A 26,183-nucleotide genomic window follows, 5' to 3' on the forward strand; every position below is an offset into this window, starting at 1 on the left:
GCTCAGCCCTGGACCTGTTCCCGAAACTGGCCAATGGCACTGACCACGCGCTGAGCCTCCTCGCGGATCTCCAGCATGAGTGCGCCGGCCTCGTTGGCCAAAACCACGCCCTGTTCCACCTGGGTCTGACAGCAGTTGGCTTCTTCCGCGGCTGAGGATGCCAGCTGGCGGTTCTGGTCCACAACCTGCTTGATTTCATCAGTGGCCTGGCTGGTGCGTTGAGCCAGATTGCGGACTTCATCGGCCACTACGGCAAACCCGCGCCCCTGGGAGCCGGCTCGCGCTGCTTCGATGGCGGCGTTCAGAGCCAGTAGGTTGGTCTGTTCAGCGATCTCCTGGATGACGTCGACAATGCGCTCGATCTTGCCCGACTGGTCGTTCAGGGCTGAAACCTGCTGGCTCATGGTGGTCAGGCGCGTTTCGATGCTGCGGACCATATTGACGGTTTCGTCCACGGCGGTGGCGCCTCGCACGGCGCTGTTGTCGGTTTCCCGTGCCGTTTCATAGGCCATCTGTGCCGCTTCGGATTCGGCATTGCGTCGCTCAATATCGGCGGTGATGTCGCTGGCAATCTTAATCACCCCGTACAGCTGACCGGCGGCATCGTACAGCGGGTTGTAGGTGGCATTGAGCCAGACGGTGCGGCCGTGACGGTCGACCCGCTCGAACATGCCGGACATGTATTCGCCCTTGTTCAGGCGCTGCCAAAACTGCTCATACGCGGCACTGTCCGCATAGGGCTGCGGGCAGAACATGCGGTGATGTCGGCCTTTGAGCTCGCGTTCCTGGTAGTTCATGGTGGCCTCGAAATTCTCGCTGGCGCGCACCACCTCACCGTTCAGGTTGAATTCGATCACCGCCATGGAGCGGTTGATGGCATCCAGGAAACTCTTGTGTTCCTGTTCGCGGGCCACCGCGACACTGACATCCTGAGCCAGCTTGACCACTTTAGTCACCTGGCCGCTGTTATTCATGACCGGAATATAACTGGCTTCGAGCCAGATGACGCGGCCATCCTTGTGCACGCGGCTGAAGCGTTCACTGACGCCACGACCACGGGCCAGTTCCTGCCAGAACCGGCTGTAGGCCGGACTTCGGGTCAGGGGGGGTTCGCACAGCATACCGTGGTGCTGACCGATCAGTTCTTCTTCACGGTAGCCCATGACCTGTGAAAACAGGCTGTTGGCGCTGATGACATAGCCATCGGGCGTGAACTCGATCATGGCCATGGTATTGCGCACGGCACTGATCAGCTGTTGGGCCTCAGACAGTTGCTCCCTGCATGTCGATAATTCCTGCTTGATTTTGCGTGTAGACATGGCAAGTCCGGCGCTTACGGTTGGAGAGGTTTTCTGGACATGCTGGGAAGGTGGGGGAGCATGCACAGAACACACTATAACATTTGTTGGGTTGTGGATATTCAATTGTATCCGAAATGCAACATACGAAAGTATGATTTGGAGCGGTTCAGTGCACGATTGAATTAATCTGCCCAACCGGACCCGATGGCGCGCAGGGGCAGTTCAAGGCCCAGTTCGGGCACCTGTTGCGCGATCCAGGCAGGAAAGGTATTGCTGTTGGGGCCGGGAAAAACACGGTAATCGTGTTTCCAGGGATAGTCACGCGCGGCGGCCTCGATTCGCTGGATCAATTGACCGGCATCAGCCCCGCGTCGATCCAGAATCAGCTCGGGGCGGGCGCCGTACCAGTGGCGATCGGGAATGTCCTGCTCCGTACGCAGCACCGGCAGGCCTTGCTTTTCGCGCCAACCGACCACCTCGTATACGGTGTAGTGCTCAGCGTCACGGGGCTTGACCGCAATCCAGGTGTGCACAGCAAACAGGCCGCGCCAGCCCCAGGCATCGGCTGCGTAGGCCTGGATCACGGCCTCCGGGTGGTCGGCGGCAGGCGGTGCGATACCGGCACTGGCACGGCTGGCCGTTTTCCAGCCATCACTGGAGCAGCCGGTCAGTGCCAGCAGCAGAGCGATCACAAATGCGCGTACCGAAACAGGCATGGCAAGGCCTCGTACTTGGGTATTCACCAGTATAGTACTGGCCCTGCAACGGGGTTGGATCAGCCGTTCTCGTCATCGGCGGCGCGCATCAGCAGGCGGTCCAGCCAGCGGGTCGGCAGCAGCCGGCGCAGACAGCCCAGCAGCCGGGTCGGGACGGTGATCGGGTAGCGCGCCCTGGCGCGGGGGCGAGTCAGGGCGTGGTGCAGGGCCTTGTAGACGGCCTCCGGTGGCAGGGTAAAGCTCGAATCCTGCTCTTCTCCGCCTTCCAGGCGCTTGAGCACGCCGGCATAGATTTCGGCATGCGCGCCCTGGCGATAGTCGATATTGCGCTTGAAGGCGGCCAGCGCGTTGGCTCGGAAGGCGCTGCTGATCGGACCCGGTTCGATCAGGCTGATCTGGATGCCCGAGCCGTGCAGTTCCTGTCGATAGGTATCGGTAATCCCTTCCAGCGCAAACTTGGAGGCGTTGTAGGCGCCACGGTATTTCATCGCCACCAGCCCCAGAACCGACGAGTTCATCACGATGCGGCCATGGCCCTGACGGCGCATGACGGGAATCACCTGGTTGGTGAGTTCCACCCAGCCGAACAGGTTGGTCTCGAACTGCGCGCGCAAAGTGTCGCGGCTGAGATCTTCCACGGCCCCGGGCTGGCCATAGGCGCCGTTGTTGAACAGCGCATCCAGGCGTCCGTCGGTCAGGGCCAGGGCGTGCTCCACACCGCGGGCAATCGACTCGGAGCTGTCCAAGTCCAGCACGAAGCTTTCCAGCCCCAGAGCATTCAGTTTGGCGACGTCTTCCGGCTTGCGCACGCTGGCGAGCACACGCCAGCCGGAAGCACGCAGGCGCATGGCACAGTGCAGGCCGATACCGGTGGAACAGCCTGTAATCAGAATGGACGGGGTCATCGGGGGCCTCATGTTCATCAGTGGCAGGGGCAGGTTTCAGTGTTGCGCAACATACCAGCTGCATATCCACGCCTGCAAATCCAGCGGGTCTCCATTGATGCGCATCAAGGATATGTTGTGTGCTCTGGGGCTAGTATGCACAACATATTGTGGTCTAGGCCTTATTTTAACTCCATATATAGTGGGTGCGGAGATGGGTAAACATGCCAGCGTGGCAGTCAGCAGCACGATTGATGAATATCTGGAGCGCAGCGATTGGCGGGTGAACGCCAATGCCAACCAGGGCTATTCGCTGGGCGGCCTGATTCTGAACGTGTCCGGCAAAGTAATCGCCAATTACTGGCTAAACGAGGTCTACACCCCGGTTATTGGCGAGGCGCACCGTGCAGGGGATCTGCATATCCACGATCTGGACATGCTGTCCGGCTACTGCGCCGGCTGGTCACTGCGTACGCTGCTGTTCGAGGGCCTTAACGGCGTGCCGGGGCGTCTTGAGAGCGGCCCGCCCCAGCACCTGAGCAGCGCCGTTGGCCAGATTGTCAATTTCCTGGGCACCTTGCAGAACGAATGGGCCGGGGCGCAGGCTTTCAGCTCCTTTGATACCTACCTGGCGCCCTTCGTCCGCAAGGACAACCTGACCTATGTTCAGGTACGCCAGTGCATGCAGGAGCTGATCTACAACCTGAATGTGCCTCCGCGCTGGGGCACGCAAACCCCCTTTACCAATCTGACCTTCGACTGGCACTGCCCGGACGATCTCAAGGAGCAAGTGCCGGTGATCGGTGGGGAGGAGATGCCTTTCACCTATGGTGAACTACAGGCCGAGATGGACCTGATCAACCGCGCCTATCTGGACATTATGGCCGCTGGTGACGCCAAGGGGCGAGTCTTTACCTTCCCGATTCCGACCTACAACATCACCAATGACTTCGACTGGGATAGCCCCAACAGCGAGCGTTTGTTCGCCCTGACGGCCAAATACGGGTTGCCCTATTTCCAGAACTTTATCCGCTCCGACCTGCAGCCCAACATGGTGCGCTCCATGTGCTGCCGGTTGCGGCTGGATCTGCGTGAACTGCTCAAGCGCGGCAACGGCCTGTTCGGCTCGGCCGAGCAGACCGGCTCCATCGGCGTGGTCACGATCAACTGTGCCCGCTTGGGGTATCAGCATGCCGGTGACTGGGAAGGGCTGTACCGGCAGCTGGATCACCTGCTGCTGCTGGCCAAGGAGTCGCTGGAACTGAAGCGTAGCCGTATCCAGCAACTGATGGATGAAGGGCTTTTCCCCTATACCCGTCGTTATCTGGGCACGCTGCGCAACCACTTTTCGACCATTGGCGTAAACGGCCTGAACGAGATGCTGCGCAACTTCAGCCACGACCAGCTGGATATCACTCAGGCTGCAGGGCAGGCCGAGGCGTTGAAACTGCTGGAGCACATCAATGCGCGCCTGGTGGCATTTCAGGAACAGACCGGCCATCTGTACAACCTGGAGGCGACACCGGGCGAGGGCACGACCTATCGCTTCGCCCGTGAAGATCGCAAGCGCTGGCCCGACATCCTGCAAGCGGGCAGCCGCGAGCACCCGTATTACACCAACTCCAGCCAGCTGCCGGTAGGCTACACCGATGATCCCTTTTTGGCGCTGGAGCAGCAGGAGGCGCTGCAGACCCGTTATACCGGCGGCACCGTTCTGCATCTGTATATGCAGGAGCGGATCTCCAGCGTGCGCGCCTGCAAGCAGCTGGTGAAGCAGGCTCTGAGCCGCTTTGCGCTGCCGTATCTGACCGTGACCCCCACGTTCTCGATCTGCCCGCATCACGGCTACCTGGCGGGGGAGCACGAGTACTGCCCGCGCTGCGATGAAGAACGCCTGCAGCAGAAGCTGTCTTTGGGCGCAGCGGCCACTGCCGACGCCTGACCCATTGTCCTACCCGAGGAGCATCACATGAAAGCCGAACACTTGTTGAAGCCCGAAGAGCGTCAGCGCTGTGAAGTCTGGACCCGTGTCATGGGCTACCATCGACCGGTTGCCCAGTTCAACGCCGGCAAGCGCGAAGAGCACAAGGAGCGCCGTCCCTTTGTCGAGCCACGTCGATGAACGCCATCGGCGTCGCCGCACCGACACTGGTGGTCAGTGGTATGACGCCGCTGACCACTATCGACTTCCCCGACCACCTGGCCTGTGTGCTCTACACCCAGGGATGTTCACTGCGCTGTCGCTACTGCCACAACCCACAGCTGATTCCGACCGCGACGGCAGACCCGGGGCTGGCATGGGAGGAGATTGACCATTTTTTGCAGCGGCGTCAGGGCTTGTTGGAAGCGGTGGTCTTCAGCGGCGGCGAACCCTGCCTGCAGCCGGCCCTGGCCGAGGCCATGTCTGCGGTCAAGGCGCGGGGCTTCAAGGTTGGCCTGCACACGGCCGGTGTCAGCCCGGGACGGCTGGCGTCGGTGCTGCCACTGGTGGACTGGGTCGGGCTGGATGTCAAAGCGCCTGCGCACCGTTATCAACAGGTCACCGGTCGCCGCCACCAGGCTCGGACCAACCGCCACAGCCTGCAACTGCTGCTGGATTCCGGTGTGGCTTTTGAATGTCGCACCACCCTGGATTGGCGGCTGTTTTCCGCCGAAGAAACCTGCCAGTTGGCGCAGGAACTGGCTGACCTGGGCGTGACTCGCTACGCCATCCAGATCAATCAGGGCCGCCAATGCCTGGACCCGGAACTGGAACAGCCCGTCATCCTGCCCGGAGGACAACTGACAGCCTTGCAGCAAACCATGCAAAAGTTGTTTCCGGTGTTTGAGTGGAGGGAAGGATAGCAATGTGGGCGGTGTGATCAGGGAAGCGCGCTAGGGTCGGAAGCTATAAACGAAAAACGCCTGTAAAAACAGGCGCTTAGCGTATGCAATTTGGTGGAGGTAGCGTCCACCTATTCGGAGTCTCAGTCCGGTTTAGAAAGTCGCAATTAGTCTTATTTTTATATTAATTTCAAAGGGTTAAATTCTTTTCTCCTCTCTCGGTTGTCGCAATCAATAGCACCAAATCGCACCCAATGATATGGTTTTATGTGGGGTATTTGGAGGGGTCGTATTCTGGCCGTTTTCCGAGTTCGATTTTCAATTATGGTGGAGGCCGCGCCATGCCTAGGAAAGCAAGGGAACTGAGTGCCACTGAAGTGCGCCGTTTGGTGGAGCCTGGACGGTATCCGGTTGGTGGGGTGGCAGGCTTGCTACTACAGGTTACCTCGACTGGTGCCCGCTCGTGGTTGTTGCGAACCAAGGTAGGGGACAAGCGCCGTGATATCGGTCTGGGTGGTTTTCCTGATGTGACCCTGGCCGGAGCGCGTCAGAAAGCGCGTGACGTGAAAGAGCAGATCATGGCAGGGATTGATCCGGTGGCAGAGCGAAAGGCCCACAGGGATGCTATACGGGCTGCGCAGGCTAAGGCCCTGAGCTTTGAAGAGGCGGCCCGCCGTTGTCATGATGCCCGAAAGGATGAGTTCAGCAACCCGAAGCATCGGCAAGACTGGATCAACTCGCTTGAGCGTCATGCGTTCCCAGAGCTGGGGGAGCTGCCAGTTGATGCTATCGAGCTGCCGCATGTTCTCAAGGTGCTTGAGCCGATCTGGAAGGCCAAAACTGAAACCGCCACCAGGGTGCGACAGCGTGTTGAATCGGTACTGAGCTGGGCCACCGTATCCGGGCACCGTATTGGTGAGAATCCGGCCCGTTGGCCGGATAACCTAGACCAGTTGTTGCCGACACCTTCCAAAATCAGAAAGGTGAAACACCACAAGGCATTGCCCTGGCAGGAGGTGCCGGCTTTTTGGGCTGATTTGCGGCAGCGTGATGGTATGGGTGCTCGTGCCCTGGAGTTCATCCTTTTGACCGCTGCCAGGTCTGGTGAAGTGCGCTTTGCTACCTGGGATGAGATCGACCTGGCCGCCAAGATATGGACAGTACCAGCTGAGCGCATGAAAGCACGTAAGGATCACCGAGTTCCACTGTCCGAATCTGCTATTGAGCTACTGCAGAGAACACCGCGCATGGAAGGCAGCAAACTGCTATTCACCGCTCCCCGTGGGAACCCTCTGTCAGATATGAGTATTTCTGCTGTCTGCAAGCGCATGGAAGTGGATGCAACACCCCACGGGTTCCGATCGTGCTTCAAGGACTGGGCACGGAGTCGCACCGCTTACCCCGATGAGGTTTCAGAGTTGGCACTGGCCCACGTCAACAGCGATGCCACCCGAGCGGCCTATGCCCGTGATGAGCTGTTGCCGCAACGTACCCGCATGATGGCCGACTGGGCAAAATTCCTGAGCGAATCAACGCTGAATGGGGAGGTTGTGCCGATCAGGGGGGAGGTGCAGGGATGAGCCGGGAGAAGGTGCGCAAGCAGAGTCTGTTCTTTGATAAAACCACCACACCAGCAATTAAGGCAGAGGTTGCTGCCTTCACCAGCGCCAGCGCAACGGGGGCCCGTGTTGCAGATTGCTTTTACGGCTGGGCTGCGCATGCTCGGAACGTGTTATCAGGCAATGATGAGGTTTATCCGAGATGGGCTGGAGAGCAACCAGCAGTGCCTGAATGGGTTGATCCTGAATACCCGGAACATGCCTGGCATTTGATTTGCCTTGTTGCTCAAGGGCTACCCAAACATGCCCCGCCAGAAGGGTGCAACCTGACATCAAGCGAACAGCGAGCGTCTGAGGTGTTGTTGAGGCTTTCACGGGTACAGGAAGCCGTCCGCCCTTTGGCTGACCGTCTGGAGCAAGTGTTCCCGCTGATCGAGGCGTCTATTTCGCTTGGAACTGAGGTCGTGGCCGCCACGGTTGAGCCATACGAAAAAAATGCAGCGATCCACCACAATGCAGAGCGCCGCCTGATCGAGTCAAACCAGGGGACGCCAGTTGATTCACCCAATGGCCGTAGACGTGCTGATAACGAGCAGAGAAACAGAGATATTAAAATCCTGGCTGGTGACTATATGCGCAGAGTGGGCAGGGATAGCGAAAATGAGGCCGCACGATGGATAGCAGAAAAGCACCCTGATTTTAGATTATCGGTCCGGCAGTTACGCAGGATCATTGCTGAATAGCGCCGCCTTCAAAAGGTTGGCCATGCCTGATAGTGGCCAACAGTCCCGCCTTTCCATACTGGCCCCGTTGCGATCAATAAGCACGAGGTGCCAAAGATGGAAACCAATACATACCTTACCGATAAGCAGGTTGCCGCCCGTTTTACTATCAACAAGTCCACTGTTTGGCGTTGGGTCGAGAAAGGCCGATTCCCGAAGCCGGTCAAATTGTCACCTGGGTGCACTCGCTGGCGTTTGCCTGATGTGGAAGCCTGGGAAACTGAAAGGAGAGCTGCAGCATGAGGAAGGAAGCAGCCCCCGCCACAGAGGCCACTACCCGAAGTACACAAAGTGAGCATAACAGAAAGCTCGCGGCCAAGTATAAACGTGTGCTGCGCTTCATGCTGGAGCATGGCTCGATTACTCGCCTACAAGCCGAAAAGCCTCCAGTCTTCGATCACTGTCTTCCAAGCACCGTCTCCTGTGAGCTGATCAGGCGTCATGGCCTAGTGATTAATTCCGTTCTGGTTAAGCACTCGGGTTTTGGTGGAGTCATGACCTCATACAAACAGTACTCAGTGGCCGAAAGCTCGATGGACGCCGCAAAAGCGATTGTGTGGGGTGAGTGATGCCAGATCAGAGCTTTTTTCAAACTGAAGGAATGATTGACACCTTGGTGGTGCGTGGTTATCGTTTAGCCGCTGCTGCAAAATCAGCAGCCTGGGATTGGCGTCCTGGAATACAAGGCGGACACACCGCTATCAGTGCGGTTTTTTTGTGTCTAAAGCATGGCATGCCTGTTATGAGCGGGCCGTGTGTGGGTGCCTTCGGGCACACCGGTTCCTTGTACCGGTACGCCAACCCGCACGGTTCCGCTCACCATATTGGCGTTGGTGAGTGGAAAGGTAACCTTACAAGGACTTTCACCATGAACGCATCTTCTCTGAAGCGGTACCGCGCCGTTTCGATTCGTACCCGCAGCACATTCACCGTTATAGCAAATAGCTTTGCATGCGCTCGTGCGCTGCTGCCGGCTGATGCTGCGATTACCTGCCGTACACCGGCCCTGTCACTTGCTGCAGCGCAGGAGGTGTTTTCATGAACGCCCAAGCGACTACACAGCAGCAGGCCCGCCTGATGATCGAAGCAGGAGAGTTCATCTTGGCAATCATAGCCATCCATGAGCAACGCCGCATAGCTGATCACGACGAGCAGCCCTCGCCTTTCAATGACCGCACCCTAGCCGGTTTGATGTCCGGCCTGAGAATGGCCGGGGACCTCCTTTGGACTGAAGGAAGTGAGATCGGCGAGTTCATGGTGACCGTCAGCACCCTCTATCAACAGCGTTTGCAGCTCGGTCAGAGCCCTGACGGCGTGGCCGCCATCGACCGCACTTTATCCGGGCTGATGCCTGGCTTGAGGGCGGCGGGTGACCTCCTGTTGTCCTCAGGGGTTGGATCTACGGCAAAGGTTGAGAGTCCCGTTCTGGGCGCCTGATATCAGCTGATACACGTTTAAAGCAGTGCGTGGTCTGGCGTTGCCCCCAGAGGTGAAGCCTGGGGTCGTATTGTCTGACCGCGCACGCGAAACAGTGAGGTTTCACTATGTCTCAAGCGAGCAAGGTGATTCACCTGGCACAGGCACGCCCTGAGGGTGTCGCAGCTGCTGCCAAGGGCGGCTATATCCGCCTATTTCGTTCGCTCCAGAGTGCGGCTTTTGCCGGCAAACCCGAATACCTTTCGACCTGGATACACATGCTGATGCTGGCAACCCATAAGTGCCGCCGGTCCATGCTGGGGAATCGCAGTATTGAGCTGCTGCCTGGGCAGTTCATTTCTGGTCGTAAAGCCCTGGCCAATACCGTGGGCGTCACTGAAAAGCAGATGCGCACCATCCTGGATTTCATGGTTGATGAAGGCATGATCGCCAGGGCTGGGAGCCGAGCCGGTACGGTGTTCACGATCCTGAATTTTGAACAATACCAAGATGGGCAGGGCCAACGGTCTGGAGCGTTAAAAGCCAGTAATAACAAGGGCTCCAGCGTTTCCGGTATTGGCCAAGGGCCAACACAGGGCCAAGAAGGGCCAACAGTTTTGGGCCAACAGAAGGGCCAAACCCCAGAGGAGTCAGAGTCCACGAAACATGCGGGCTCCAGCGAAATGAGTGGTTACACAGGGGCCAACGTAAGGGCCAACACCGAAGCGGCCAAAAGGGCCACTATACAAGAAAACAATATATCTACACCAACAACAGCGCACGCACCCGAACCGGTTGCAGAGGTGGTTCATGGAGACCAAGAACGCAGCTCCCTGGAGGTGTTCGACAGGGTAGGCGGGGTGTCCCTGGATACACAACACCAGCGACCCACAACCGGTCTGCAGTCGATGCAGAGGGAAGCGTTTGCTATGCACTGGAACTGGCAGCCCGGTGAATCATTTGCTGACCGCTGCAGGCAAGCCGGTATCGATCTGGACAGTCTGTCTCCACAGGACGTAGAGGCGTGGGTTGGAGAGTTTCGAAGCTACTGGAGCGACCGCCCCGACGTTCAACGGCAAGGCCGCTGGGAGCACAAGCTGGTTCAGCAGTTGAGGCGTTGTCTGGCCAGCCAGGCAATCAAGCCGCCCACCCTGCCCGGCAGCCAGGCGTTGCCCCCAAGTGCGCCGCCCGCAACAGCTGCAGACCGTCGAACGCATCGAGCTGCTATTACGGCTTCCATCATGGACATCGGTGACACCAGCTGGTGATTGAGTGAATTGGTTTGGTCGTTGCCGCAAGGGGCAACAGGTTTAGGCGAGGCAGGGCATTCCGAGCCAGCAAGCCTCGTGATCATGATGTGTTAACAGAGGATATTCAAAACATGAATGCAATTATCGATAAGCTGTTTTCAAGTAAAAAAAGCCCGAAAGCCGTTGCCGACTGGGCAGCACGGATCGAGGAGCTGAGGCAGGCAGAGTTAGCGCTGAGTGAAGAACACTCGGAGCTTCAAACAAGGTTCAGCCGGGCCGAAGCACTTTTGCGAAATGCTGAGGAGCGACACAGCGTCTATGTATCCATGCCCGCGTCAGGCTCGCGTCGATTTTCCCCTGATCCGCAAGTGGCCCAGCAGCGGGCGGATGAGGTAACCAGTTGCCGGGTTGAGCTTGAGCAAGCCAACGCAGCCTATACCCCGGTACAGCAGAAAATGCAGCAGATCAGAGCAGAACTGAAGCAATTGCACGGTAACCCACCAAAAGCCACCAAGGCTGATCTGAAGGCGGTGCGGGCCGAGGTTGATGGTATTGCGGGCAAGATTGAATCCATTCAAAAGGCCCAAGAGGCTGCTACCGATCCCGAGCAAGAAGCGGCGACAGCACAGCTACGTGGACAGGTCGAGGAAGCTACGGCAACCAGGGACTTGATTGCTGCTGATGTTGGTCTGGGGGAAGCGACAGAGGCGGATTTGCAGAAGGCGCAAAAGGCCCTGGAATTGCTCAAGTCGAAGCTGGACAAAGTCGCCGCTGAAGAGGAAATGATGAAAGCCCGTAACCGGGGTTATGAATTGCGTATTCAGCAACTTGAAGCGGAGTTGCATGCGGCCAAAGAACTATTGAAGCAGATGGTCGAGAATTACGCCGACGAGGTCTATGCCGAGGCGGCAAAGCGTGCTGTGGATGCCTTTGATCAGCTGAAAGAGGCGTTCCTGGATATGAAAGCAGCGGACCTGATCAGTTACGAGCAGGGGCACCGGAAGACCAAAAGCTGGTCGGCTGAGTCGGTCTCGATCGAGTTTGGCAATTGCCATGTAGATCCAAAGGGGATCACTGAAAAGTGTTTCAGGCCTAAAGGCGAGGTGATCAGCGATCGCAAGGTTAAGCACTTGGCTGCTGCAGGGCTGGCTTAACTGGGGGTGTCGGGCTGGTCCGTTTCGGCGGGTCCAGCCTTTTGATGTTTCGTGTCGAAGCTAGATGCGAGCAATCAGTTCTACAAATTCGCGCAAATGTTCGATAGGGGGAGGGGGGAAGGGGGCTTGGACCGAGACAGAGGCGAGACCGGGGAGTCAGTCTCGAGCAGCGCAAAGCCTCGTGGCTGCTGGGTTAGAGTGTGATTTTGGCGATCCATGCTTCAGGAGGGTCTGGTTTGCCAGGGTTGTTTTCGGTGCGCTGGTTTGTGGATAGGTTGTTACTTCGCAAATTTGGTCATTTCAATGTTTGCACTTCCCCCCTTGGACCTATAAAATTCATGGTATGAATTTTATAGGTCCAAGGGGGGAGAGGCCTATTTGCTCTGTCAGTTAAAGGCTAATGACATGACACAAAGTAAAGTTGTTAAGATCCCTCTTTCCGTGAAGCAAGCCAAAGAGATTCTCTCTACGGTTGCTCAGGATTCTAGTCGCGTCATTTTTACAGACCACGCAGAACAGCGAATGTACGAAAGAGATATATCTCGAGTAGATGTTCTGAGGGTTTTGTCCACGGGTAAGATTGTTGAAGGACCGGCACAAGAGCCGAAGGGTAACTGGAAAATGACGGTGGAGGGCGTTTCGGCAGGAAGCGCTATCACTGTTGTCGCAGTAATAGACTATACGATCTTAGAGGAGTCTAGCTGCGTGGGAATAGTTATAACTACGTTCTAATGCTTACCTAATCCAGAAGGTATTCTTCTGTTAAGGAAGGAGAAATAGGCATGTATCACTACACTAGCTGTGGTCTGCCGAACATCTATTTGAAGAATGGGTTCAAGGAATACGAGACTCCCTATGGCAAGGGCGTTGCTATTGAAGATGTTCCAGGCCTACATAAAGCTATCGCTATGGCTATCATCGAATCCCCCTCAAAGCTGACAGGGAAAGAGATCAAGTTTCTTAGGAAAGAACTTAATCTTTCGCAAAAGAGACTGGGTCTGCTACTTGGTGTTGAAGACCAGACGGTTGCTCGATGGGAAAAGGAAGGGCCGACTTCGATGGCGGATCGTTTCGTACGTGTTGTTGCAATGGGGCACTACGAAGATGACGACGTTAAGGTTCTTATCGAAAAATTAGCAGAGCTGGATAGGAAGGATCACGAATCATTCTGTTTTGAAGAATCGGATCACGGTTGGAAGGAAGCTATAGCAGCGTAACAACCTCTAGCTCGTTAGCCTGAATAGAAAGGCCCGGCCTTAGTGCCGGGTTTTTTTGTGTCTATGCACTAGCCGTTGGGGTAAGTCTAGAGCCGATTTAAATGCTGGGGCCCCTAGGGGATTAGGCTAACCGCCGGGCGGGCGCAACCACGCGGTTTCCGGCTATTTTTTGGCGTTCTTATGGCCTCACCACCAGATGGTATAAAGCCTTTTGAATTCAGATGCTTGAGTTTGTCCAGGGTGGGGATTTTTGCCCGTTATTTGACCTGGTGCCGGTCAGGCGTATCAATGCCTAATCTCGCAGTCGATGAGTACTGAGCAGGCAAACGCGTGCGCTCTATGATGGTCAATGGGATCGGTTGTGGAGGTGGGTAAAAGCGGTTGCTCAAACTGAGAACCGCTCCCGCAGATAACCCCGTTTTAACCACTTTCTGGGATGTGGGTAAGGATGTGGAGTCTAGCAAAATCAGCCTTGTAACTTGTTGATTCTGCTTGGTATTTGGTGGAGGTGGCGGGTTTCGAACCCGCGTCCGCCAATCCTCTGCCTCAAGATCTACATGCTTAGGCATCTCTATTGAGTTAACCCGTCGCGACCCGAGAGCCAGGGTGCTATGGGCGAGCTCTTTTAGTTTTAACCGTTCAGCTTAGAGCAAAGCATCCGGGCGATTCTGTCTCGAATGACACCGCAAAATCTCTTAGTTACAGACACCTTAGAGCGCGGCGCTAGCTGACTTATGCAGCTAGAGCGTAGTTATCGTCGTTTGCAACTATAACTGTGTGATGAGGGATTTACGAGAATCATCACGTTCTCGGCATGCACCCAAGGGTTCGTAATCAGCGTCGAAGCCAAGTCACCCCCAGATATGTAACGCGCATTGTAGCGAGTAAATGGACCGGACGAAAGAGCCAAAGTTCAGCGTGCCGCCACGGACATTTCGCGCTGCTTTTGACGATTCCAGTCCTTTTCCTTCTCGTCGGCGCGCTTGTCGTGCAGTTTCTTGCCTTTCACCAGTGCCACTTCGCATTTGACCATGCCGTTTTTCCAGTACAGCGCCAAGGCAACACTAGTGTAGCCCTTGGCTTCCACGGCCACGGTCAGCTTGTCGATCTCGCGACGATGCATCAGCAACTTGCGATCACGACGCGGGTCGGTCACGAAGTGTGTGGACGCCGAGATCAGCGGGGTGATGTGGGCACCTACCAGCCAAGCCTCGTCGTTCTTGAGTACCACGTAGGAATCTACCAGCTGCCCCCGGCCTTCGCGTAGACTTTTGACTTCCCAGCCTTGCAGGGACAGTCCAGCCTCGAAACGGGTTTCGATGGTGTATTCGTGCTTGGCACGTTTGTTGAGGCAGATGGTGTTTCCGCCCGGAGCCTTCTTTTTCTTAGCCATGGTAGCAATTATATAGAGCTGCAGAGGGCAAGGAAAGCCGCCCGAAGTGGCCGTTTGGTTGCCTGTCAGCTTCATGCCGTTGCAACAAATGCCTGAAAAGGTTGTCACTCCTGTCCGATTTATGAACAATTGCCCTCTTGTGTAATTCTTTACTTGAGAGCGCTATGCAGTCTAAACAGTCAATTCACGGTTCCTGGGGGAGTCGATGGATCTTTATCCTCGCCGCCACCGGGTCTGCAGTCGGGCTGGGCAACATCTGGAAGTTTCCCTACATAACCGGTGAAAACGGCGGCGGAGCCTTCGTTCTGGTTTATCTGTTCTGCATTATGCTGGTGGGCATCCCGATCATGATGGGCGAGATTCTGGTGGGACGTCGTGCGCGCCAGAGCCCGATCAATGCCGTGCGTGAAACCGCTGCCGAGGCAGGGTTGAACCGAAACTGGAGCCTGATCGGATGGCTGGGCGTGCTGGCCGGCTACATTATTTTCTCATTCTATTCGGTCGTGGCCGGCTGGGTGCTGGATTATATCGCGGCCATGGGCACCGGGCAGTTGGTGAATATCGGTAGCAACGAGGCCGGCGAACGTTTCAACAGCCTGCTGGCCAATCCGGTGCAGATGCTGATCTGGCACACGCTGTTTGTGCTCATGGTGGTCGGCGTTGTGGCCGGCGGCGTAAACAAAGGCCTGGAGCGTGCCACCAAGATCATGATGCCGGCGCTGTTCGTGCTGCTTGTGGTGCTGCTGGGCTACTCTGTCAACAGTGGCGGCTTCCAGCAGGGGTGGGATTTCCTGTTCGGCTTCAACGTTGAGGCGCTGACTTGGGATGCCGTACTGGTAGCGCTGGGTCACGCCTTCTTCACGCTGTCACTGGGCATGGGGGCGATCATGGCCTACGGCTCGTACATGGGCAAAAAGGACTCGATTGGTGCGACGGTACTGACTATCGGTGTGCTGGACACGCTGGTGGCGCTGGTGGCCGGTCTAGCCATCTTCCCGGTGGTGTTTGCCAACCAGATGGATCCGGGTGCGGGTCCCGGCCTGATGTTCGTAACCCTGCCGGTGGCCTTTGGTCAGATGCCGGGTGGTCAGGTGTTCGGCTTCCTGTTTTTCCTGCTGGTAGGGGTCGCCGCCTGGACGTCGGCCATTTCGCTGTTGGAGCCGGCCACAGCTTGGGTAGTGGAGCGTTTTGGCCTCAAGCGCCCGGTTGCGGCATTGGTGCTGGGCGCCATTATCTGGCTCATGGGGATCGCATCGCTGTTGTCGTTCAACTACTGGGCAGAGATCAAGCTGTTCGGCATGGGTATTTTCGATCTGCTCGACTTCACGACTGCCAGCATCATGCTGCCCTTGAGTGGTCTGATGATCGCGTTCTTCTCGGGTTGGAAGCTGCAGCAGAAGATCACGCGCGACGAGCTGGCGCTGAAATCGGATCTGGTCTATTCCGCCTGGTTGCTGGTTATCCGTTTCGTGGCACCGGTTGCGGTGCTGGTGATCTTTATCGCCAAACTGTATGAGAAGCTGGCCTGATTGTCAGGCCAGCCGGGTATTGCCTTTATGACACAAGTGAATCGCAGCGCACTGGTGCTGCACACCGCTGAGCAGATGTTTGATCTGGTCAACGATGTGCGCAGCTACCCCCGGTTTCTGCCCTGGTGCGCCGCCACGGAGGTGGTGTCGGAGCGCGAAGACGAGCTGGTGGCCACCCTGCATCTAGCTAAGGGTGGCCTTAAATACAGCTTTACCACGCGCAATTGCCTGCATCGCCCTGAAAAAATGGATATTGCCCTCGTCGAGGGCCCCTTTTCGTCCATGCACGGTATCTGGACATTCACGCCGCTCAGCGATGAAGCCAGCAAGGTTGAACTCAGCATGCAATTCGAGTTCAAAGGCAAACTGACCGGTCTGGCGATGTCCAAGGTATTCAACTCGGTGGCAACAACGCTGGTGGATGCCTTTGTCAGCCGTGCGGATCAGGTCTACGGTTAGGAGCAGCCATGAAAGTGGAAGTGGCTTATGCATTGCCGCATGAGCAGAAAATCATAGCGCTACAGGTCGAAGAAGGCTGCACGCTGCGTGAGGCCGTGGTGCGTTCTGGCATCGTCGAGCTGTTTCCCGAGATCGACCCGGACAGCACGCCTATGGGGGTGTTTGGCAAGGCGGTGAAGGATCCGGCATCCACGGCGCTGAAGGAGGGCGAACGGGTCGAGATTTATCGGCCGCTGATCGCGGACCCCAAGGAAGTGCGGGCACGGCGAGCGGCGAAAATGAAAGCGGAAAAGGCGGCGCAGGCGGCCGGCGAGGACAAGCAGAGTTAATTGCGTTCTGCCTGTCCGAAAATGTTGTCAGGGAGTGTCGGGCGTGGTGCCTGGGCGGAAATCGCCACTCAGGCGGCTCAGCTTGCCCCCTTCGAAGAACAGGCTGATGCGTTCCTGAGAGCGCGGCTTGCCGCCTTCCTTGATGCTGTAGATGTAATCCCAGCGATTGGCGCTGAAGCTGTCATTTACCAGCGGGGTGCCCATGACGTAGCGTACCTGGGCCGGTGTCATGCCGGGGCGCAGCTGGTCGACCATTTCCTGGGTAACAACATTGCCCTGGGGGATGTCGATCTTGTACACACCGGGAAATTCGGAGCAGCCGGCGATCAGAAGTGCAACTGTAGCGCTGAGAAGAACCTTTCGCATCGGACAATGGCTTCCGTTTTCATGCCTAAACAAAGATAATGGAGTCTAACATTGCAAATCCCGAACAGCATAGTGATTGAGACCTAATATGGCACTGGAAAATCAGGAACTGCGGAAGGCCGGACTGAAGGTGACTCTGCCGCGGGTCAAAATTTATCAGATTCTGGAGCGTGCCGGAGAGGGCGACCACTTCAGTGCTGAGGATATCTACAAGCTCCTGATGGAGCAGGGCGAGGATGTCGGTCTTGCGACCGTCTATCGGGTATTAACTCAGTTTGAAGCGGCCGGGCTAGTATCCCGTCACCACTTTGAAGGTGGTCACTCGGTGTTCGAACTGGCGCGTGACGAGCATCATGACCACGTGGTGTGCGTTAAGTGTGGCCGTGTGCGTGAATTCACCGAGCCCAAGGTATCGGAAATTCTGGACAAGGTGGCCGATGAGCTGGGCTTCAGTATCACCGACCGCACATTGTACCTCTATGGCGTCTGCAAGGGCGGCTGCGAAGAAAGCGACAAAAAGTAAACCAGTCTGCTGTCAGCCGTTAGGCTGACAGCATCTCCCGTGCATGGCTCAGTGATGTGCGGGTGATGTCCACTCCGCCCAACATCCGGGCAACTTCTTCTACCCGTTGTGTTCGATCCAACCGCTGGACGCGTGTGTGCGTGCCGGTATGCTGGCCATTCTTGCTCACGAACAGATGCTGATGTCCCTGCGCGGCCACCTGCGGTTGATGCGTCACGCACAGGATCTGCACCCGCTGGCCCAGCTCACGCAACATGCGACCGACTACCTCGGCCACGCCGCCGCCGATGCCCACATCCACCTCATCAAACACCAGCGTTGGCGTACTGGAGGTCTGAGCGGTGATGACCTGGATGGCCAGGCTAATGCGTGACAATTCACCCCCGGAGGCCACCTTGGCCAGGGCACGGGCCGGTTGGCCGGCGTTGGTGCTGATCAAAAATTCTACGTCTTCCAGACCGTTGGCGTTGTAGCGTTCTTCATCCAGCGGGGTGAGGCAGGCGCTGAAGTGAGCGGCAGGCATGCCCAGTGCGTGCAGCTGCTCATCGACCAGCGTGTCCAGACGTCCGGCACATTGCTGGCGCGCCTCGCTCAGCTCGGCTGCTGCTTTGAGGAAAGTGTCACGCGCGGCCTGTACGTCCTGTTCCAGTTGTGCCAGCGCCTCATCGGAACCGGTCAGGCCGTCCAGCTCCGCTTTCAGTTCATGGTGAAACTCCATCAGCTGCTCCGGCAGTAGGCGGTGCTTGCGGGCCACGTCATATATGGCGGACAGGCGGGCTTCAACCTCCTGTTGGCGTGCGGGATTAACCTCGACACTGTCGAGGAAATGGCGGACTTCGCGACTGGCCTCGTCCAGCTGGATCAGGGCGGTATTGAACATGTCGCTGGCTTGCTCGATGCGGCTGTCGCGGCTGTGCAGCTGCTCCAGCAGCTGTAGGCAGTGCTGCAGCATCGACTGGCAGTTGTCGCTGTCGGCATCGCTGCTCAGCTGTAGTAGCCGATGGCCGGTGCTCAGCAGGCTGCCGGCATTCTCCAGTACCTGCTGTTCCTGTTCCAGCTGTGCCAGCTCACCGTCCTGCAGGCCGAGCTGGTCCAGTTCCTCGACCTGGTAGCTGAGCAGTTGGATGCGGGCGTTGCGCTCGTCGGAAACCTGTGTCAATTCCAGCCACTCGCTGTCGAGGCGGCGCCATTTGTGGAAATGTCGGCGTACCTGAGCCGCTAGCTCACCATGACCGCCGAACTCATCCAGCAGTATGCGGTGGTAGTCCTTTTTCAACAGGCGCTGATGCTCGTGTTGGCCGTGAATATCCACCAGGTGTTGGCCGAACTCGCGCAGCAGCGCCAGTGGGGCCGGGCGGCCGTTGATGTAGCTGCGGCTGCGCCCCTCGCGGGTGATGACGCGGCGCAGCAGGCATTCCTGAGGATCGCCCTCCAGCTCGTGCTCGTTGAGCCAGAGCATGGCCGGCGGCAGGTTGCGGATATCGAAGCAAGCGGTCAGCTCGGCCCTGTCGGCTCCCTTAAGCACGCTGTCGCTGTCGGCACGTTCGCCCAGACACAGTCCGAGCGCGTCCAGCATGATCGATTTGCCGGCACCGGTTTCGCCGCTGATCACGGTCATGCCGGTATCCAGTTCCACTTCGAGTGAATCAACAATGGCAAAGTTGCGAATCGTAAGCTGTGTCAGCATGCTGGCCACCTGCAGGGTCAAATAGTGGTTTTCTATACAGTGGTTATTTATACAGTATTTACTGTATAAGCCATTTTGCCGTGCGCATCAATCCTTGCATGAAAAAAAGCGTGTCTGGCGCTTGAATCATCGGTACCGGTCCCCATATAGATGGGCATCTAGGCGTAACCTCAAGAGTCAGTTGGAGAGACCTGATGGCGAAAGAGCAGCAGAACACCCAGGAACCCGTTGAGACGGTCGACACCCTGAACGAAGCGGAGCTTGAAACCGCAGAGCCGAGTGCGGCTGAAGCAACACAGGCGGATGTGCTGCAGCAGCTGGAAGAGTCCCGCGCTGAAGTGGACGCGCTGAGCAAGCAGTTGGCCGAGTTGCAGCCGCGTGCTCAGGCCGAGATCCAGAACATCCGCCGTCGTGCCGAACAGGATGTGGAGAAGGCACACAAGTTTGGCTTGGAAAAGTTCGCCAACGAGCTGTTGCCGGTGGTTGACAGTCTGGAGCGGGCCATTGAAGCCAGCCAGGGCGATGACGAGCAGGTCACGGCGATCCGTGAAGGCGTCGAGATGACCCTGAACATGTTCCTCGCCAGCATGGCCAAGTTCAATGTAGAGCAGATCAACCCCGAGCAGGGCGATGCCTTCAACCCGGACCATCACCAGGCGATGTCCATGGTGCCGGCAGAGGGTGTGGAGCCCAACGCGGTGGTAACCGTGGTGCAGAAGGGCTACCTGCTCAATGGTCGCCTGATGCGCCCGGCAATGGTAATGGTCGCAAAAGGCTGAGAAAAAGGGTGCAAGGGGCGTTGAAATACGGCAACGCGTACCCATATAAAGAGCAACCCGTTTTTTAGACAGTTTATTCGCCCGCCCGGCGGGCACGAGAAATATCGGAGCAGAACATGGGCAAAATTATCGGTATTGACCTGGGTACCACCAACTCTTGCGTGGCCATCCTGGACGGTGACAAGACCAAGGTAATCGAGAACGCTGAAGGCGATCGCACCACCCCGTCGATCATCGCGTACACCAACGACGGTGAAACCCTGGTCGGTCAGCCGGCCAAGCGTCAGGCCGTGACCAACCCGGATAACACTCTGTTTGCGATCAAGCGTCTGATCGGCCGTCGTTTTGAAGACAAAGTCGTTCAGAAAGACATCAAAATGGTACCGTACAAGATTACGGCAGCCGACAACGGTGATGCCTGGGTCGACGTAAAGGGCCAGAAGATGGCACCGCCGCAGGTGTCCGCCGAGATCCTGAAGAAGATGAAGAAGACCGCCGAGGACTACCTGGGCGAAACTGTGACCGAAGCGGTTATCACCGTGCCGGCCTACTTCAACGACTCTCAGCGTCAGGCGACCAAGGATGCAGGCAAGATCGCCGGTCTGGACGTGAAGCGTATCATCAACGAGCCGACAGCGGCTGCACTGGCCTACGGCATGGACAAGTCCAAGGGTGACAAGACCGTTGCCGTATACGACCTGGGTGGTGGTACTTTCGATATCTCCATTATCGAAATTGCCGATGTCGACGGTGAACACCAGTTCGAAGTGCTGGCCACCAACGGTGACACCTTCCTGGGCGGTGAAGACTTCGACCTGGCGGTGATCAACTACCTGGCCGACGAGTTCAAGAAAGAAAGCGGCATCGACCTGCACAACGATCCGCTGGCGCTGCAGCGTCTGAAGGAAGCGGCCGAGAAGGCCAAGGTTGAACTGTCGTCCGCGCAGGCGACCGACGTCAACCTGCCGTACATCACCGCTGATGCGACCGGTCCGAAGCACCTGAACGTGAAGCTGTCCCGTGCCAAGCTGGAATCGCTGGTGGAAGAGCTGGTGGTACGTTCCATCGAGCCGTGCCGCATCGCGGTGCAGGACTCCGGCGTGTCCGTGTCCGAGATCGACGAGGTGATCCTGGTCGGTGGTCAGACCCGCATGCCGATGGTGCAGCAGAAAGTGGCTGAGTTCTTCGGCAAGGAGCCGCGCAAGGACGTGAACCCGGATGAGGCTGTGGCCATCGGTGCAGCGATTCAGGGCGCCGTGCTGTCCGGTGATGTGAAAGACGTGCTGCTGCTGGACGTGACCCCGCTGACCCTGGGTATCGAAACCATGGGTGGCGTAGCAACACCGCTGATCGAAAAGAACACCACCATCCCGACCAAGAAGTCGCAGGTGTTCTCGACGGCCGATGACAACCAGACGGCGGTCACCATCCACGTGGTTCAGGGCGAGCGCAAGCAGGCGGCGCAGAACAAGTCTCTGGGTCGTTTCGACCTGGCCGACATTCCGCCGGCACCGCGTGGCATGCCACAGATCGAAGTGACCTTCGACATCGATGCCAACGGTATCCTGAATGTGTCCGCCAAGGACAAGGCCACCGGCAAGGAGCAGTCCATCGTGATCAAGGCCTCTTCCGGTCTGAACGATGACGAAATCGAGCAGATGGTACGCGACGCTGAAGCGCACGCCGAAGAAGACAAGAAGTTCGAGGAACTGACCGGCGCCCGTAACCAAGGTGACGCCATGATCCACACCGCGAACAAGACGCTGAAGGATGCCGGCGACAAGGCGACCGATGACGAAAAGGCGAAGATTGAAGCGGCCATCAAGGACCTGGAAGAAGCGCTGAAGGGTACCGACAAGGAGGCCATCGAAAGCAAGACCGAGGTGCTGACCGAAGCCCTGTCTGCTGTGGCGCAGAAAATGTACGCGGATGCCGCTCAGGCTGAGCAGGCCGGTGGTGCTGAAGGTGCCAAAGATGCAGCGGACGACGTTGTTGACGCTGAGTTCGAGGAAGTTAAGGACGACGACAAGAAGTAAACGCTTCAATGCGTGCGCGCATGTCGATCGTTGCAGTGTGACAGCGCGGGCTCAGGCCCGCGTTGTCATGTCCGGCCCCCCGGGGCCAAACCTTAACGAGTCAGATTCGGATCATGTCAAAGCAGGACTACTACGAACTTTTGGGGGTGTCGCGCGACGCGTCCGATCGTGATATCAAGAAGGCCTACCGCCGCCTGGCGATGAAATACCACCCGGACCGCAACCCGGATGACAAAGAGGCTGAAGACAAATTCAAGGAAATCAGTGAGGCCTATGAGGTCTTGTCTGATGCCCAGAAGAAGGCGGCCTATGACCAGTTTGGTCATGCCGGCGTCGATGGCCAGGGCGGCGGCTTTGGTGGCGGCGGCTTCGAGGGCAACTTCTCCGACATCTTCGGCGATGTGTTCGGTGACATCTTCGGTGGTGGCGGTGGCGGTGGCCGCCGTCGCTCCGGTGTTCAGCGTGGCGCCGATCTGCGCTACAACCTGGATCTGTCGCTGGAAGAAGCGGTGCGCGGCTGCGAGAAAACCCTGGAAATCCCCACACTGGTGAGCTGTGAACCCTGCGACGGCAGCGGTGCCAAGCCGGGTACCAGTGCCAAGACCTGCTCTACCTGTGGCGGCATGGGCCAGGTGCGCATGCAGCAGGGCTTCTTCTCGGTACAGCAGACCTGCCCCACCTGTCGCGGCGAGGGTAAGGTCATCTCCGACCCCTGTGACGCCTGTCATGGTCAGGGCCGTGTGGAGAAGACTAAAACGCTGCAGGTCAAGATCCCGGCCGGTGTGGACACCGGCGATCGTATTCGCCTGTCCGGCGAAGGCGAAGCGGGCACGCATGGCGGTCCGGCGGGCGATCTGTACGTGCAGGTGCATGTGCGTGAGCATCCGATCTTCCAGCGTGACGGCAAGCATCTGTACTGCGAAGTGCCGATCAGCTTTGTCGATGCGGCGCTGGGCGGCGAGCTGGACGTGCCGACCCTGGATGGCCGCGTCAAGCTGAAGATCCCGGCTGAAACCCAGACCGGCAAGTTGTTCCGCCTGCGCGGCAAGGGCATTGCGCCGGTGCGCGGTGGCAGTACCGGTGACCTGATCGTCAAGGTGATGGTGGAGACGCCGGTCAACCTGAACAGCCGTCAGAAAGAGCTGCTGCGTGAGTTTGCCGAAACCACCGAAGATGGTGGCAACAGCAAGCACAGTCCGAAAAAGCACGGCTTCTTTGACTCGGTGAAGAAGTTCTTCGAAGATATGACCTGATGGCAGGCCCTGCGGGGCCTGTATGGAACGACGGATACAGGAAAGCAGCATGACCAGAGTAGCGGTGACCGGCGCGGCCGGCCGTATGGGCAAGACCATTATCGAAGCACTGCAGCAGAATGATGCCGTCACTTTCAGTGCTGCCATCATCGAGCCGGACAGCTCCCTGATCGGCGCCGATGCCGGCGAGCTGGCGGGTGTCGGCAAGCTGGGTGTGGCCCTGGCGGGCAGCCTGGAATCAGTGGTGGACGATTTCGACCTGTTGATCGATTTCACCGCGCCGGAAGTGACCATGCAGAACGTCGCCTTCTGTGCCGCTCACGGCAAGAAGGTGGTGATTGGAACCACCGGTTTGAATGACGGTCAGAAGGACGCGTTGAAGCAGGCAGCGGAAAAAACCGCCATCGTGTTTGCGCCCAACATGAGCGTGGGCGTCAACCTGTGCTTCAAGCTGTTGGAGATTGCGGCCAAGGCGTTGGGCGAAGACAGCGGCTACGACATTGAAGTGATCGAGGCGCACCACCGTCACAAGGTGGATGCTCCGTCCGGCACCGCCCTGCGTATGGGTGAAGTGGTGGCCGATGCCTTGGGTCGTGATCTGAAAGAATGTGCCGTGTATGGCCGCGAAGGCATCACCGGTGCCCGGCCCGAGCGTCAGATCGGCTTCGAGACCATCCGAGCCGGTGATGTGGTCGGCGACCACACGGTATTGTTCGCCACCGAAGGCGAGCGCATCGAGATTACCCATAAGGCGTCCAGCCGCATGACCTTTGCCAAGGGGGCCGTACGTGCCGCCGGTTGGCTGGAAGGCAAGCAGACCGGCCTGTTCGACATGCAGGACGTTCTGGGTCTACACTGATTTCAACCTTGTTGTTGTTCCCTCTGCCCGCCTCGTTGCGGGCTTTTTTATGCCCGAGCGCAACCTTTCTGTCACTCGCGTGATGCATGCTGTGGATAATGCTTGCTGCACCTGCACACTCGGGGCTAAGGTAAGGACTGACTCAGGATGCGGGAGGCTGAATGTACAAGTTCTGTTTCTTTGTCCCCGAAGCGGAGGCCGAGCCGGTCAAGGCGGCGCTATTCGCCGTGGGCGTCGGCAAAATCGGCGACTATGACCAGTGCTGCTTCCAAACCGCTGGACAGGGGCAGTTTCGTCCGCTGGCCGGAGCCAACCCCCATCTGGGACGGCCGGGCGAGCTGGAGCGCGTGGCCGAACTGAAAGTGGAAATGGTCTGTGCGGATGAACTTATCCACACGGCTGTGGCAACACTCAAGCAGGTGCACCCCTATGAAGAGGTGGCCTACGAAGTGTATAAGTTGGCGGATATCTGAGACCCGAGCACGGAAAGGGAGAGCGGTGTGACACAACTGTTGGTGCGCTATTCACGGATTCTGGAAATCGTCGGTGACATCGTCAAGGTACATGTGCCCGAGCCCGATGAAGGGGATGTGGCCGCCATCGGCTACGGTGACCTGGCCCTGATCGAAAATACGCTCGACCCCGATCAGCCGCCCTACATGGCTCAGGTGATTCAGCTGGAGCGCAGCAGCGTGTCGCTGCAGGTGTTCTCCGGCACCAAGGGACTGTCCACCAAGGCGGGGGTGCGCTTTCTCGGCCATCCGATGCAGGTGACTTTTTCGCCCAATATTCTCGGCCGCGCCTTTTCCGGCTCCGGTCGCGCCATCGATGGCGGTCCCAGCCTGAGCGAAGAGGCGCGCATCGAGATTGACGGCCCGACAGTCAATCCGGCACGCCGTATTCTGGCGTCGCGCATGATCCGCACCGATGTGCCGATGATCGACGTGTTCAATTCTCTGGTGGAAAGCCAGAAAATACCCATCTTCTCCGTCGCCGGTGAGCCCTACAACCGCCTGTTGGCCCAGATCGGCGCCCATGCCGACGCCGATGTGGTGGTGTTTGGCGGCATCGGCCTGATTTTCGACGACTATCACTTTTTCCGTCATGCCTTCGAGGAGGCCGGGGTCAGTGCGCGCACGGTGATGTTCGTGCATCTGGGCTCGGATCCTACGGTCGAGGGCCTGCTGGTGCCGGACATGGCGCTGGCGGTGGCCGAGCGCTTTGCCGTGGAAGAGGGCAAGCGGGTGCTGGTGCTGCTGACTGACATGACCGCCTACGCCGACGCGCTCAAGGAAGTGGGCATTTCCATGGAGCACGTACCTTCCAATCGAGGCTACATCGGCGACCTCTACTCCCAGCTGGCCCGTCGTTACGAGAAGGCCTGCGATTACAAGGGGGCGGGCTCGGTGACCATCCTGTCGGTGACCACCATGCCCGGCGATGATGTCACTCACCCGGTTCCGGACAACACCGGCTACATCACTGAAGGTCAGTTCTATCTGCACAACGGCGTGCTGGACCCCTTCGGTTCGCTGTCGCGTCTCAAGCAGCACGTGATCGGCAAGGTGACCCGCGAGGACCACGGCCAGATCATGAACACCATGGTGCGTTTCTACGCCGAAGCAAGGGATGCGCAGCAGAAACAGGCGATGTCGTTCGACCTCACCGAGTATGACGAGCGGCTGCTGCGCTTTGGCGAGCACTTCCACGACCGCTTCATGGACATCAACGTGTCCATGCCGCTGGAGCAGGCGCTGGACCTGTGCTGGCAGACACTGGCCGAATGCTTTCAGCCCCATGAGCTGTTGATGAAACAGCCCCTGATCGACAAGTACTTCCCTAAGGATCAGGCAACGGGGTAAGCGGTC

Annotated in this window: 29 protein-coding genes and 1 other RNA gene; 23 read left to right on the forward strand and 7 right to left on the reverse strand. The window is 57.9% G+C overall.

The window, feature by feature from the left end:
• Nucleotides 1–2: 2 nt before the first annotated feature.
• From KTN04_RS17180 to KTN04_RS03285, 3 genes are all read right to left on the reverse strand, one after another.
• On the reverse strand, nucleotides 3–1,319 hold the full coding sequence (locus KTN04_RS17180) for a methyl-accepting chemotaxis protein (protein WP_217333786.1): 1,317 nt from the start codon (nucleotides 1,317–1,319) through the stop codon (nucleotides 3–5).
• 164 nt (nucleotides 1,320–1,483) lie between these two features.
• The gene (locus KTN04_RS03280) at nucleotides 1,484–2,017 is read right to left on the reverse strand and encodes a DUF3750 domain-containing protein (protein WP_217333787.1); all 534 of its coding nucleotides are present in this window, start codon (nucleotides 2,015–2,017) and stop codon (nucleotides 1,484–1,486) included.
• 59 nt (nucleotides 2,018–2,076) lie between these two features.
• Complete coding sequence (locus KTN04_RS03285) at nucleotides 2,077–2,922, reverse strand: SDR family oxidoreductase (RefSeq protein WP_217333788.1); 846 nt, start codon at nucleotides 2,920–2,922, stop codon at nucleotides 2,077–2,079.
• A 193-nt stretch (nucleotides 2,923–3,115) separates the two neighbouring features.
• Between KTN04_RS03285 and KTN04_RS03290 the strand changes: the two genes are divergently transcribed.
• The 13 genes from KTN04_RS03290 (at nucleotide 3,116) to KTN04_RS03350 (ending at nucleotide 13,102) form a co-directional block, all read left to right on the forward strand.
• Nucleotides 3,116–4,843 (forward strand): ribonucleoside triphosphate reductase, encoded by a 1,728-nt coding sequence (locus KTN04_RS03290; protein ID WP_217333789.1) that lies wholly within the window; start codon nucleotides 3,116–3,118, stop codon nucleotides 4,841–4,843.
• 27 nt (nucleotides 4,844–4,870) lie between these two features.
• On the forward strand, nucleotides 4,871–5,023 hold the full coding sequence (gene nrdD / locus KTN04_RS03295; RefSeq protein ID WP_217333790.1) for an anaerobic ribonucleoside-triphosphate reductase: 153 nt from the start codon (nucleotides 4,871–4,873) through the stop codon (nucleotides 5,021–5,023).
• Nucleotides 5,020–5,745 (forward strand): anaerobic ribonucleoside-triphosphate reductase activating protein, encoded by a 726-nt coding sequence (locus tag KTN04_RS03300; RefSeq protein WP_217333791.1) that lies wholly within the window; start codon nucleotides 5,020–5,022, stop codon nucleotides 5,743–5,745. The genes nrdD and KTN04_RS03300 overlap by 4 nt, the downstream gene beginning before the upstream one ends.
• A gap of 320 nt (nucleotides 5,746–6,065) precedes the next feature.
• Complete coding sequence (locus tag KTN04_RS03305; RefSeq protein WP_217333792.1) at nucleotides 6,066–7,304, forward strand: tyrosine-type recombinase/integrase; 1,239 nt, start codon at nucleotides 6,066–6,068, stop codon at nucleotides 7,302–7,304.
• The gene (locus KTN04_RS03310) at nucleotides 7,301–8,026 is read left to right on the forward strand and encodes a hypothetical protein (RefSeq protein WP_217333793.1); all 726 of its coding nucleotides are present in this window, start codon (nucleotides 7,301–7,303) and stop codon (nucleotides 8,024–8,026) included. Before KTN04_RS03305 ends, KTN04_RS03310 begins: the two co-directional genes overlap by 4 nt.
• Before the next feature lie 96 nt (nucleotides 8,027–8,122).
• Nucleotides 8,123–8,308, forward strand: a complete 186-nt coding sequence (locus KTN04_RS03315; protein WP_217333794.1) for a helix-turn-helix transcriptional regulator — start codon at nucleotides 8,123–8,125, stop codon at nucleotides 8,306–8,308.
• Nucleotides 8,305–8,634 (forward strand): hypothetical protein, encoded by a 330-nt coding sequence (locus KTN04_RS03320; protein WP_217333795.1) that lies wholly within the window; start codon nucleotides 8,305–8,307, stop codon nucleotides 8,632–8,634. The genes KTN04_RS03315 and KTN04_RS03320 overlap by 4 nt, the downstream gene beginning before the upstream one ends.
• Nucleotides 8,634–9,107 carry a hypothetical protein gene (locus KTN04_RS03325; RefSeq protein ID WP_217333796.1) on the forward strand — a complete coding sequence of 158 codons (474 nt, stop codon included), beginning with the start codon at nucleotides 8,634–8,636 and terminating at the stop codon, nucleotides 9,105–9,107. Before KTN04_RS03320 ends, KTN04_RS03325 begins: the two co-directional genes overlap by 1 nt.
• On the forward strand, nucleotides 9,104–9,502 hold the full coding sequence (locus KTN04_RS03330; RefSeq protein WP_217333797.1) for a hypothetical protein: 399 nt from the start codon (nucleotides 9,104–9,106) through the stop codon (nucleotides 9,500–9,502). The genes KTN04_RS03325 and KTN04_RS03330 overlap by 4 nt, the downstream gene beginning before the upstream one ends.
• A 107-nt stretch (nucleotides 9,503–9,609) precedes the next feature.
• Nucleotides 9,610–10,749, forward strand: a complete 1,140-nt coding sequence (locus tag KTN04_RS03335) for a DnaT-like ssDNA-binding domain-containing protein (protein WP_217333798.1) — start codon at nucleotides 9,610–9,612, stop codon at nucleotides 10,747–10,749.
• Nucleotides 10,750–10,862: 113 nt separating this feature from the next.
• Nucleotides 10,863–11,885, forward strand: coding sequence for a coiled-coil domain-containing protein (locus KTN04_RS03340; RefSeq protein ID WP_217333799.1), 1,023 nt, complete (start codon nucleotides 10,863–10,865; stop codon nucleotides 11,883–11,885).
• 405 nt (nucleotides 11,886–12,290) lie between these two features.
• A complete protein-coding gene (locus tag KTN04_RS17365) occupies nucleotides 12,291–12,617 on the forward strand; it encodes a DUF4258 domain-containing protein (RefSeq protein ID WP_217333800.1) in 327 nt (108 codons plus the stop codon).
• A gap of 50 nt (nucleotides 12,618–12,667) precedes the next feature.
• Nucleotides 12,668–13,102: a helix-turn-helix domain-containing protein gene (locus KTN04_RS03350; protein WP_217333801.1), complete on the forward strand. Its 435-nt coding sequence runs from the start codon at nucleotides 12,668–12,670 to the stop codon at nucleotides 13,100–13,102.
• Between the two features lie 500 nt (nucleotides 13,103–13,602).
• Here the strand turns inward: KTN04_RS03350 and ssrA are convergent.
• Nucleotides 13,603–13,961: a transfer-messenger RNA gene (gene ssrA, locus KTN04_RS03355) on the reverse strand.
• Between the two features lie 54 nt (nucleotides 13,962–14,015).
• The gene (smpB, locus tag KTN04_RS03360; RefSeq protein WP_217333802.1) at nucleotides 14,016–14,495 is read right to left on the reverse strand and encodes an SsrA-binding protein SmpB; all 480 of its coding nucleotides are present in this window, start codon (nucleotides 14,493–14,495) and stop codon (nucleotides 14,016–14,018) included.
• A 164-nt stretch (nucleotides 14,496–14,659) separates the two neighbouring features.
• Between smpB and KTN04_RS03365 the strand changes: the two genes are divergently transcribed.
• The 3 genes from KTN04_RS03365 to KTN04_RS03375 are packed head-to-tail and all read left to right on the forward strand — an operon-like array spanning nucleotide 14,660 to nucleotide 16,812.
• Nucleotides 14,660–16,024: a sodium-dependent transporter gene (locus tag KTN04_RS03365; RefSeq protein ID WP_217333803.1), complete on the forward strand. Its 1,365-nt coding sequence runs from the start codon at nucleotides 14,660–14,662 to the stop codon at nucleotides 16,022–16,024.
• Nucleotides 16,025–16,051: 27 nt separating this feature from the next.
• Nucleotides 16,052–16,483, forward strand: a complete 432-nt coding sequence (locus tag KTN04_RS03370) for a type II toxin-antitoxin system RatA family toxin (protein WP_217333804.1) — start codon at nucleotides 16,052–16,054, stop codon at nucleotides 16,481–16,483.
• Between the two features lie 8 nt (nucleotides 16,484–16,491).
• Nucleotides 16,492–16,812, forward strand: a complete 321-nt coding sequence (locus KTN04_RS03375) for an RnfH family protein (protein ID WP_217333805.1) — start codon at nucleotides 16,492–16,494, stop codon at nucleotides 16,810–16,812.
• A gap of 27 nt (nucleotides 16,813–16,839) precedes the next feature.
• Here the strand turns inward: KTN04_RS03375 and KTN04_RS03380 are convergent, their stop codons facing one another.
• Entirely contained in the window at nucleotides 16,840–17,178 is a 339-nt protein-coding gene (locus KTN04_RS03380; RefSeq protein ID WP_217333806.1) for an outer membrane protein assembly factor BamE, read from the reverse strand.
• Between the two features lie 88 nt (nucleotides 17,179–17,266).
• Here KTN04_RS03380 and fur point away from each other — a divergent pair, with 88 nt between their 5' ends.
• Nucleotides 17,267–17,701, forward strand: a complete 435-nt coding sequence (fur, locus tag KTN04_RS03385) for a ferric iron uptake transcriptional regulator (RefSeq protein ID WP_217333807.1) — start codon at nucleotides 17,267–17,269, stop codon at nucleotides 17,699–17,701.
• A gap of 19 nt (nucleotides 17,702–17,720) precedes the next feature.
• On the opposite strand, the gene recN is transcribed toward fur, so the two are convergent.
• Complete coding sequence (gene recN / locus KTN04_RS03390) at nucleotides 17,721–19,388, reverse strand: DNA repair protein RecN (RefSeq protein WP_217333808.1); 1,668 nt, start codon at nucleotides 19,386–19,388, stop codon at nucleotides 17,721–17,723.
• 194 nt (nucleotides 19,389–19,582) lie between these two features.
• Here recN and grpE point away from each other — a divergent pair, with 194 nt between their 5' ends.
• The 6 genes from grpE (at nucleotide 19,583) to KTN04_RS03420 (ending at nucleotide 26,177) form a co-directional block, all read left to right on the forward strand.
• Nucleotides 19,583–20,167, forward strand: coding sequence for a nucleotide exchange factor GrpE (grpE, locus tag KTN04_RS03395; protein ID WP_217333809.1), 585 nt, complete (start codon nucleotides 19,583–19,585; stop codon nucleotides 20,165–20,167).
• 116 nt (nucleotides 20,168–20,283) lie between these two features.
• On the forward strand, nucleotides 20,284–22,203 hold the full coding sequence (gene dnaK / locus KTN04_RS03400) for a molecular chaperone DnaK (protein ID WP_217333810.1): 1,920 nt from the start codon (nucleotides 20,284–20,286) through the stop codon (nucleotides 22,201–22,203).
• Between the two features lie 113 nt (nucleotides 22,204–22,316).
• Complete coding sequence (gene dnaJ, locus KTN04_RS03405) at nucleotides 22,317–23,456, forward strand: molecular chaperone DnaJ (protein WP_217333811.1); 1,140 nt, start codon at nucleotides 22,317–22,319, stop codon at nucleotides 23,454–23,456.
• Between the two features lie 49 nt (nucleotides 23,457–23,505).
• Nucleotides 23,506–24,315 (forward strand): 4-hydroxy-tetrahydrodipicolinate reductase, encoded by an 810-nt coding sequence (gene dapB, locus KTN04_RS03410; RefSeq protein ID WP_217333812.1) that lies wholly within the window; start codon nucleotides 23,506–23,508, stop codon nucleotides 24,313–24,315.
• A gap of 161 nt (nucleotides 24,316–24,476) precedes the next feature.
• Nucleotides 24,477–24,788, forward strand: a complete 312-nt coding sequence (locus KTN04_RS03415; protein WP_217333813.1) for an NGG1p interacting factor NIF3 — start codon at nucleotides 24,477–24,479, stop codon at nucleotides 24,786–24,788.
• 27 nt (nucleotides 24,789–24,815) lie between these two features.
• The gene (locus KTN04_RS03420) at nucleotides 24,816–26,177 is read left to right on the forward strand and encodes a V-type ATP synthase subunit B (RefSeq protein ID WP_217333814.1); all 1,362 of its coding nucleotides are present in this window, start codon (nucleotides 24,816–24,818) and stop codon (nucleotides 26,175–26,177) included.
• Nucleotides 26,178–26,183: the final 6 nt, after the last annotated feature.

This window comes from Marinobacterium weihaiense (assembly GCF_019061305.1).
Taxonomy (GTDB): domain Bacteria; phylum Pseudomonadota; class Gammaproteobacteria; order Pseudomonadales; family Balneatricaceae; genus Marinobacterium; species Marinobacterium weihaiense.

Excerpts from the sequence above, each read along its gene's own strand:
- KTN04_RS03335 (WP_217333798.1), top strand. The coding sequence starts at position 9,610 with ATGTCTCAAGCGAGCAAGGTGATTCACCTGGCACAGGCACGCCCTGAG.
- KTN04_RS03325 (WP_217333796.1), top strand. The coding sequence starts at position 8,634 with ATGCCAGATCAGAGCTTTTTTCAAACTGAAGGAATGATTGACACCTTG.
- dnaJ (WP_217333811.1), top strand. The coding sequence starts at position 22,317 with ATGTCAAAGCAGGACTACTACGAACTTTTGGGGGTGTCGCGCGACGCG.
- KTN04_RS03415 (WP_217333813.1), top strand. The coding sequence starts at position 24,477 with ATGTACAAGTTCTGTTTCTTTGTCCCCGAAGCGGAGGCCGAGCCGGTC.
- recN (WP_217333808.1), bottom strand. The coding sequence starts at position 19,388 with ATGCTGACACAGCTTACGATTCGCAACTTTGCCATTGTTGATTCACTC.
- KTN04_RS03340 (WP_217333799.1), top strand. The coding sequence starts at position 10,863 with ATGAATGCAATTATCGATAAGCTGTTTTCAAGTAAAAAAAGCCCGAAA.
- KTN04_RS03310 (WP_217333793.1), top strand. The coding sequence starts at position 7,301 with ATGAGCCGGGAGAAGGTGCGCAAGCAGAGTCTGTTCTTTGATAAAACC.
- dnaK (WP_217333810.1), top strand. The coding sequence starts at position 20,284 with ATGGGCAAAATTATCGGTATTGACCTGGGTACCACCAACTCTTGCGTG.
- KTN04_RS03280 (WP_217333787.1), bottom strand. The coding sequence starts at position 2,017 with ATGCCTGTTTCGGTACGCGCATTTGTGATCGCTCTGCTGCTGGCACTG.
- KTN04_RS03320 (WP_217333795.1), top strand. The coding sequence starts at position 8,305 with ATGAGGAAGGAAGCAGCCCCCGCCACAGAGGCCACTACCCGAAGTACA.
- KTN04_RS17365 (WP_217333800.1), top strand. The coding sequence starts at position 12,291 with ATGACACAAAGTAAAGTTGTTAAGATCCCTCTTTCCGTGAAGCAAGCC.
- KTN04_RS03305 (WP_217333792.1), top strand. The coding sequence starts at position 6,066 with ATGCCTAGGAAAGCAAGGGAACTGAGTGCCACTGAAGTGCGCCGTTTG.
- KTN04_RS03350 (WP_217333801.1), top strand. The coding sequence starts at position 12,668 with ATGTATCACTACACTAGCTGTGGTCTGCCGAACATCTATTTGAAGAAT.
- KTN04_RS03290 (WP_217333789.1), top strand. The coding sequence starts at position 3,116 with ATGGGTAAACATGCCAGCGTGGCAGTCAGCAGCACGATTGATGAATAT.
- dapB (WP_217333812.1), top strand. The coding sequence starts at position 23,506 with ATGACCAGAGTAGCGGTGACCGGCGCGGCCGGCCGTATGGGCAAGACC.
- KTN04_RS03300 (WP_217333791.1), top strand. The coding sequence starts at position 5,020 with ATGAACGCCATCGGCGTCGCCGCACCGACACTGGTGGTCAGTGGTATG.
- KTN04_RS03370 (WP_217333804.1), top strand. The coding sequence starts at position 16,052 with ATGACACAAGTGAATCGCAGCGCACTGGTGCTGCACACCGCTGAGCAG.
- nrdD (WP_217333790.1), top strand. The coding sequence starts at position 4,871 with ATGAAAGCCGAACACTTGTTGAAGCCCGAAGAGCGTCAGCGCTGTGAA.
- KTN04_RS17180 (WP_217333786.1), bottom strand. The coding sequence starts at position 1,319 with ATGTCTACACGCAAAATCAAGCAGGAATTATCGACATGCAGGGAGCAA.
- KTN04_RS03285 (WP_217333788.1), bottom strand. The coding sequence starts at position 2,922 with ATGACCCCGTCCATTCTGATTACAGGCTGTTCCACCGGTATCGGCCTG.
- fur (WP_217333807.1), top strand. The coding sequence starts at position 17,267 with ATGGCACTGGAAAATCAGGAACTGCGGAAGGCCGGACTGAAGGTGACT.
- KTN04_RS03380 (WP_217333806.1), bottom strand. The coding sequence starts at position 17,178 with ATGCGAAAGGTTCTTCTCAGCGCTACAGTTGCACTTCTGATCGCCGGC.
- KTN04_RS03375 (WP_217333805.1), top strand. The coding sequence starts at position 16,492 with ATGAAAGTGGAAGTGGCTTATGCATTGCCGCATGAGCAGAAAATCATA.
- KTN04_RS03330 (WP_217333797.1), top strand. The coding sequence starts at position 9,104 with ATGAACGCCCAAGCGACTACACAGCAGCAGGCCCGCCTGATGATCGAA.
- smpB (WP_217333802.1), bottom strand. The coding sequence starts at position 14,495 with ATGGCTAAGAAAAAGAAGGCTCCGGGCGGAAACACCATCTGCCTCAAC.
- KTN04_RS03365 (WP_217333803.1), top strand. The coding sequence starts at position 14,660 with ATGCAGTCTAAACAGTCAATTCACGGTTCCTGGGGGAGTCGATGGATC.
- KTN04_RS03315 (WP_217333794.1), top strand. The coding sequence starts at position 8,123 with ATGGAAACCAATACATACCTTACCGATAAGCAGGTTGCCGCCCGTTTT.
- grpE (WP_217333809.1), top strand. The coding sequence starts at position 19,583 with ATGGCGAAAGAGCAGCAGAACACCCAGGAACCCGTTGAGACGGTCGAC.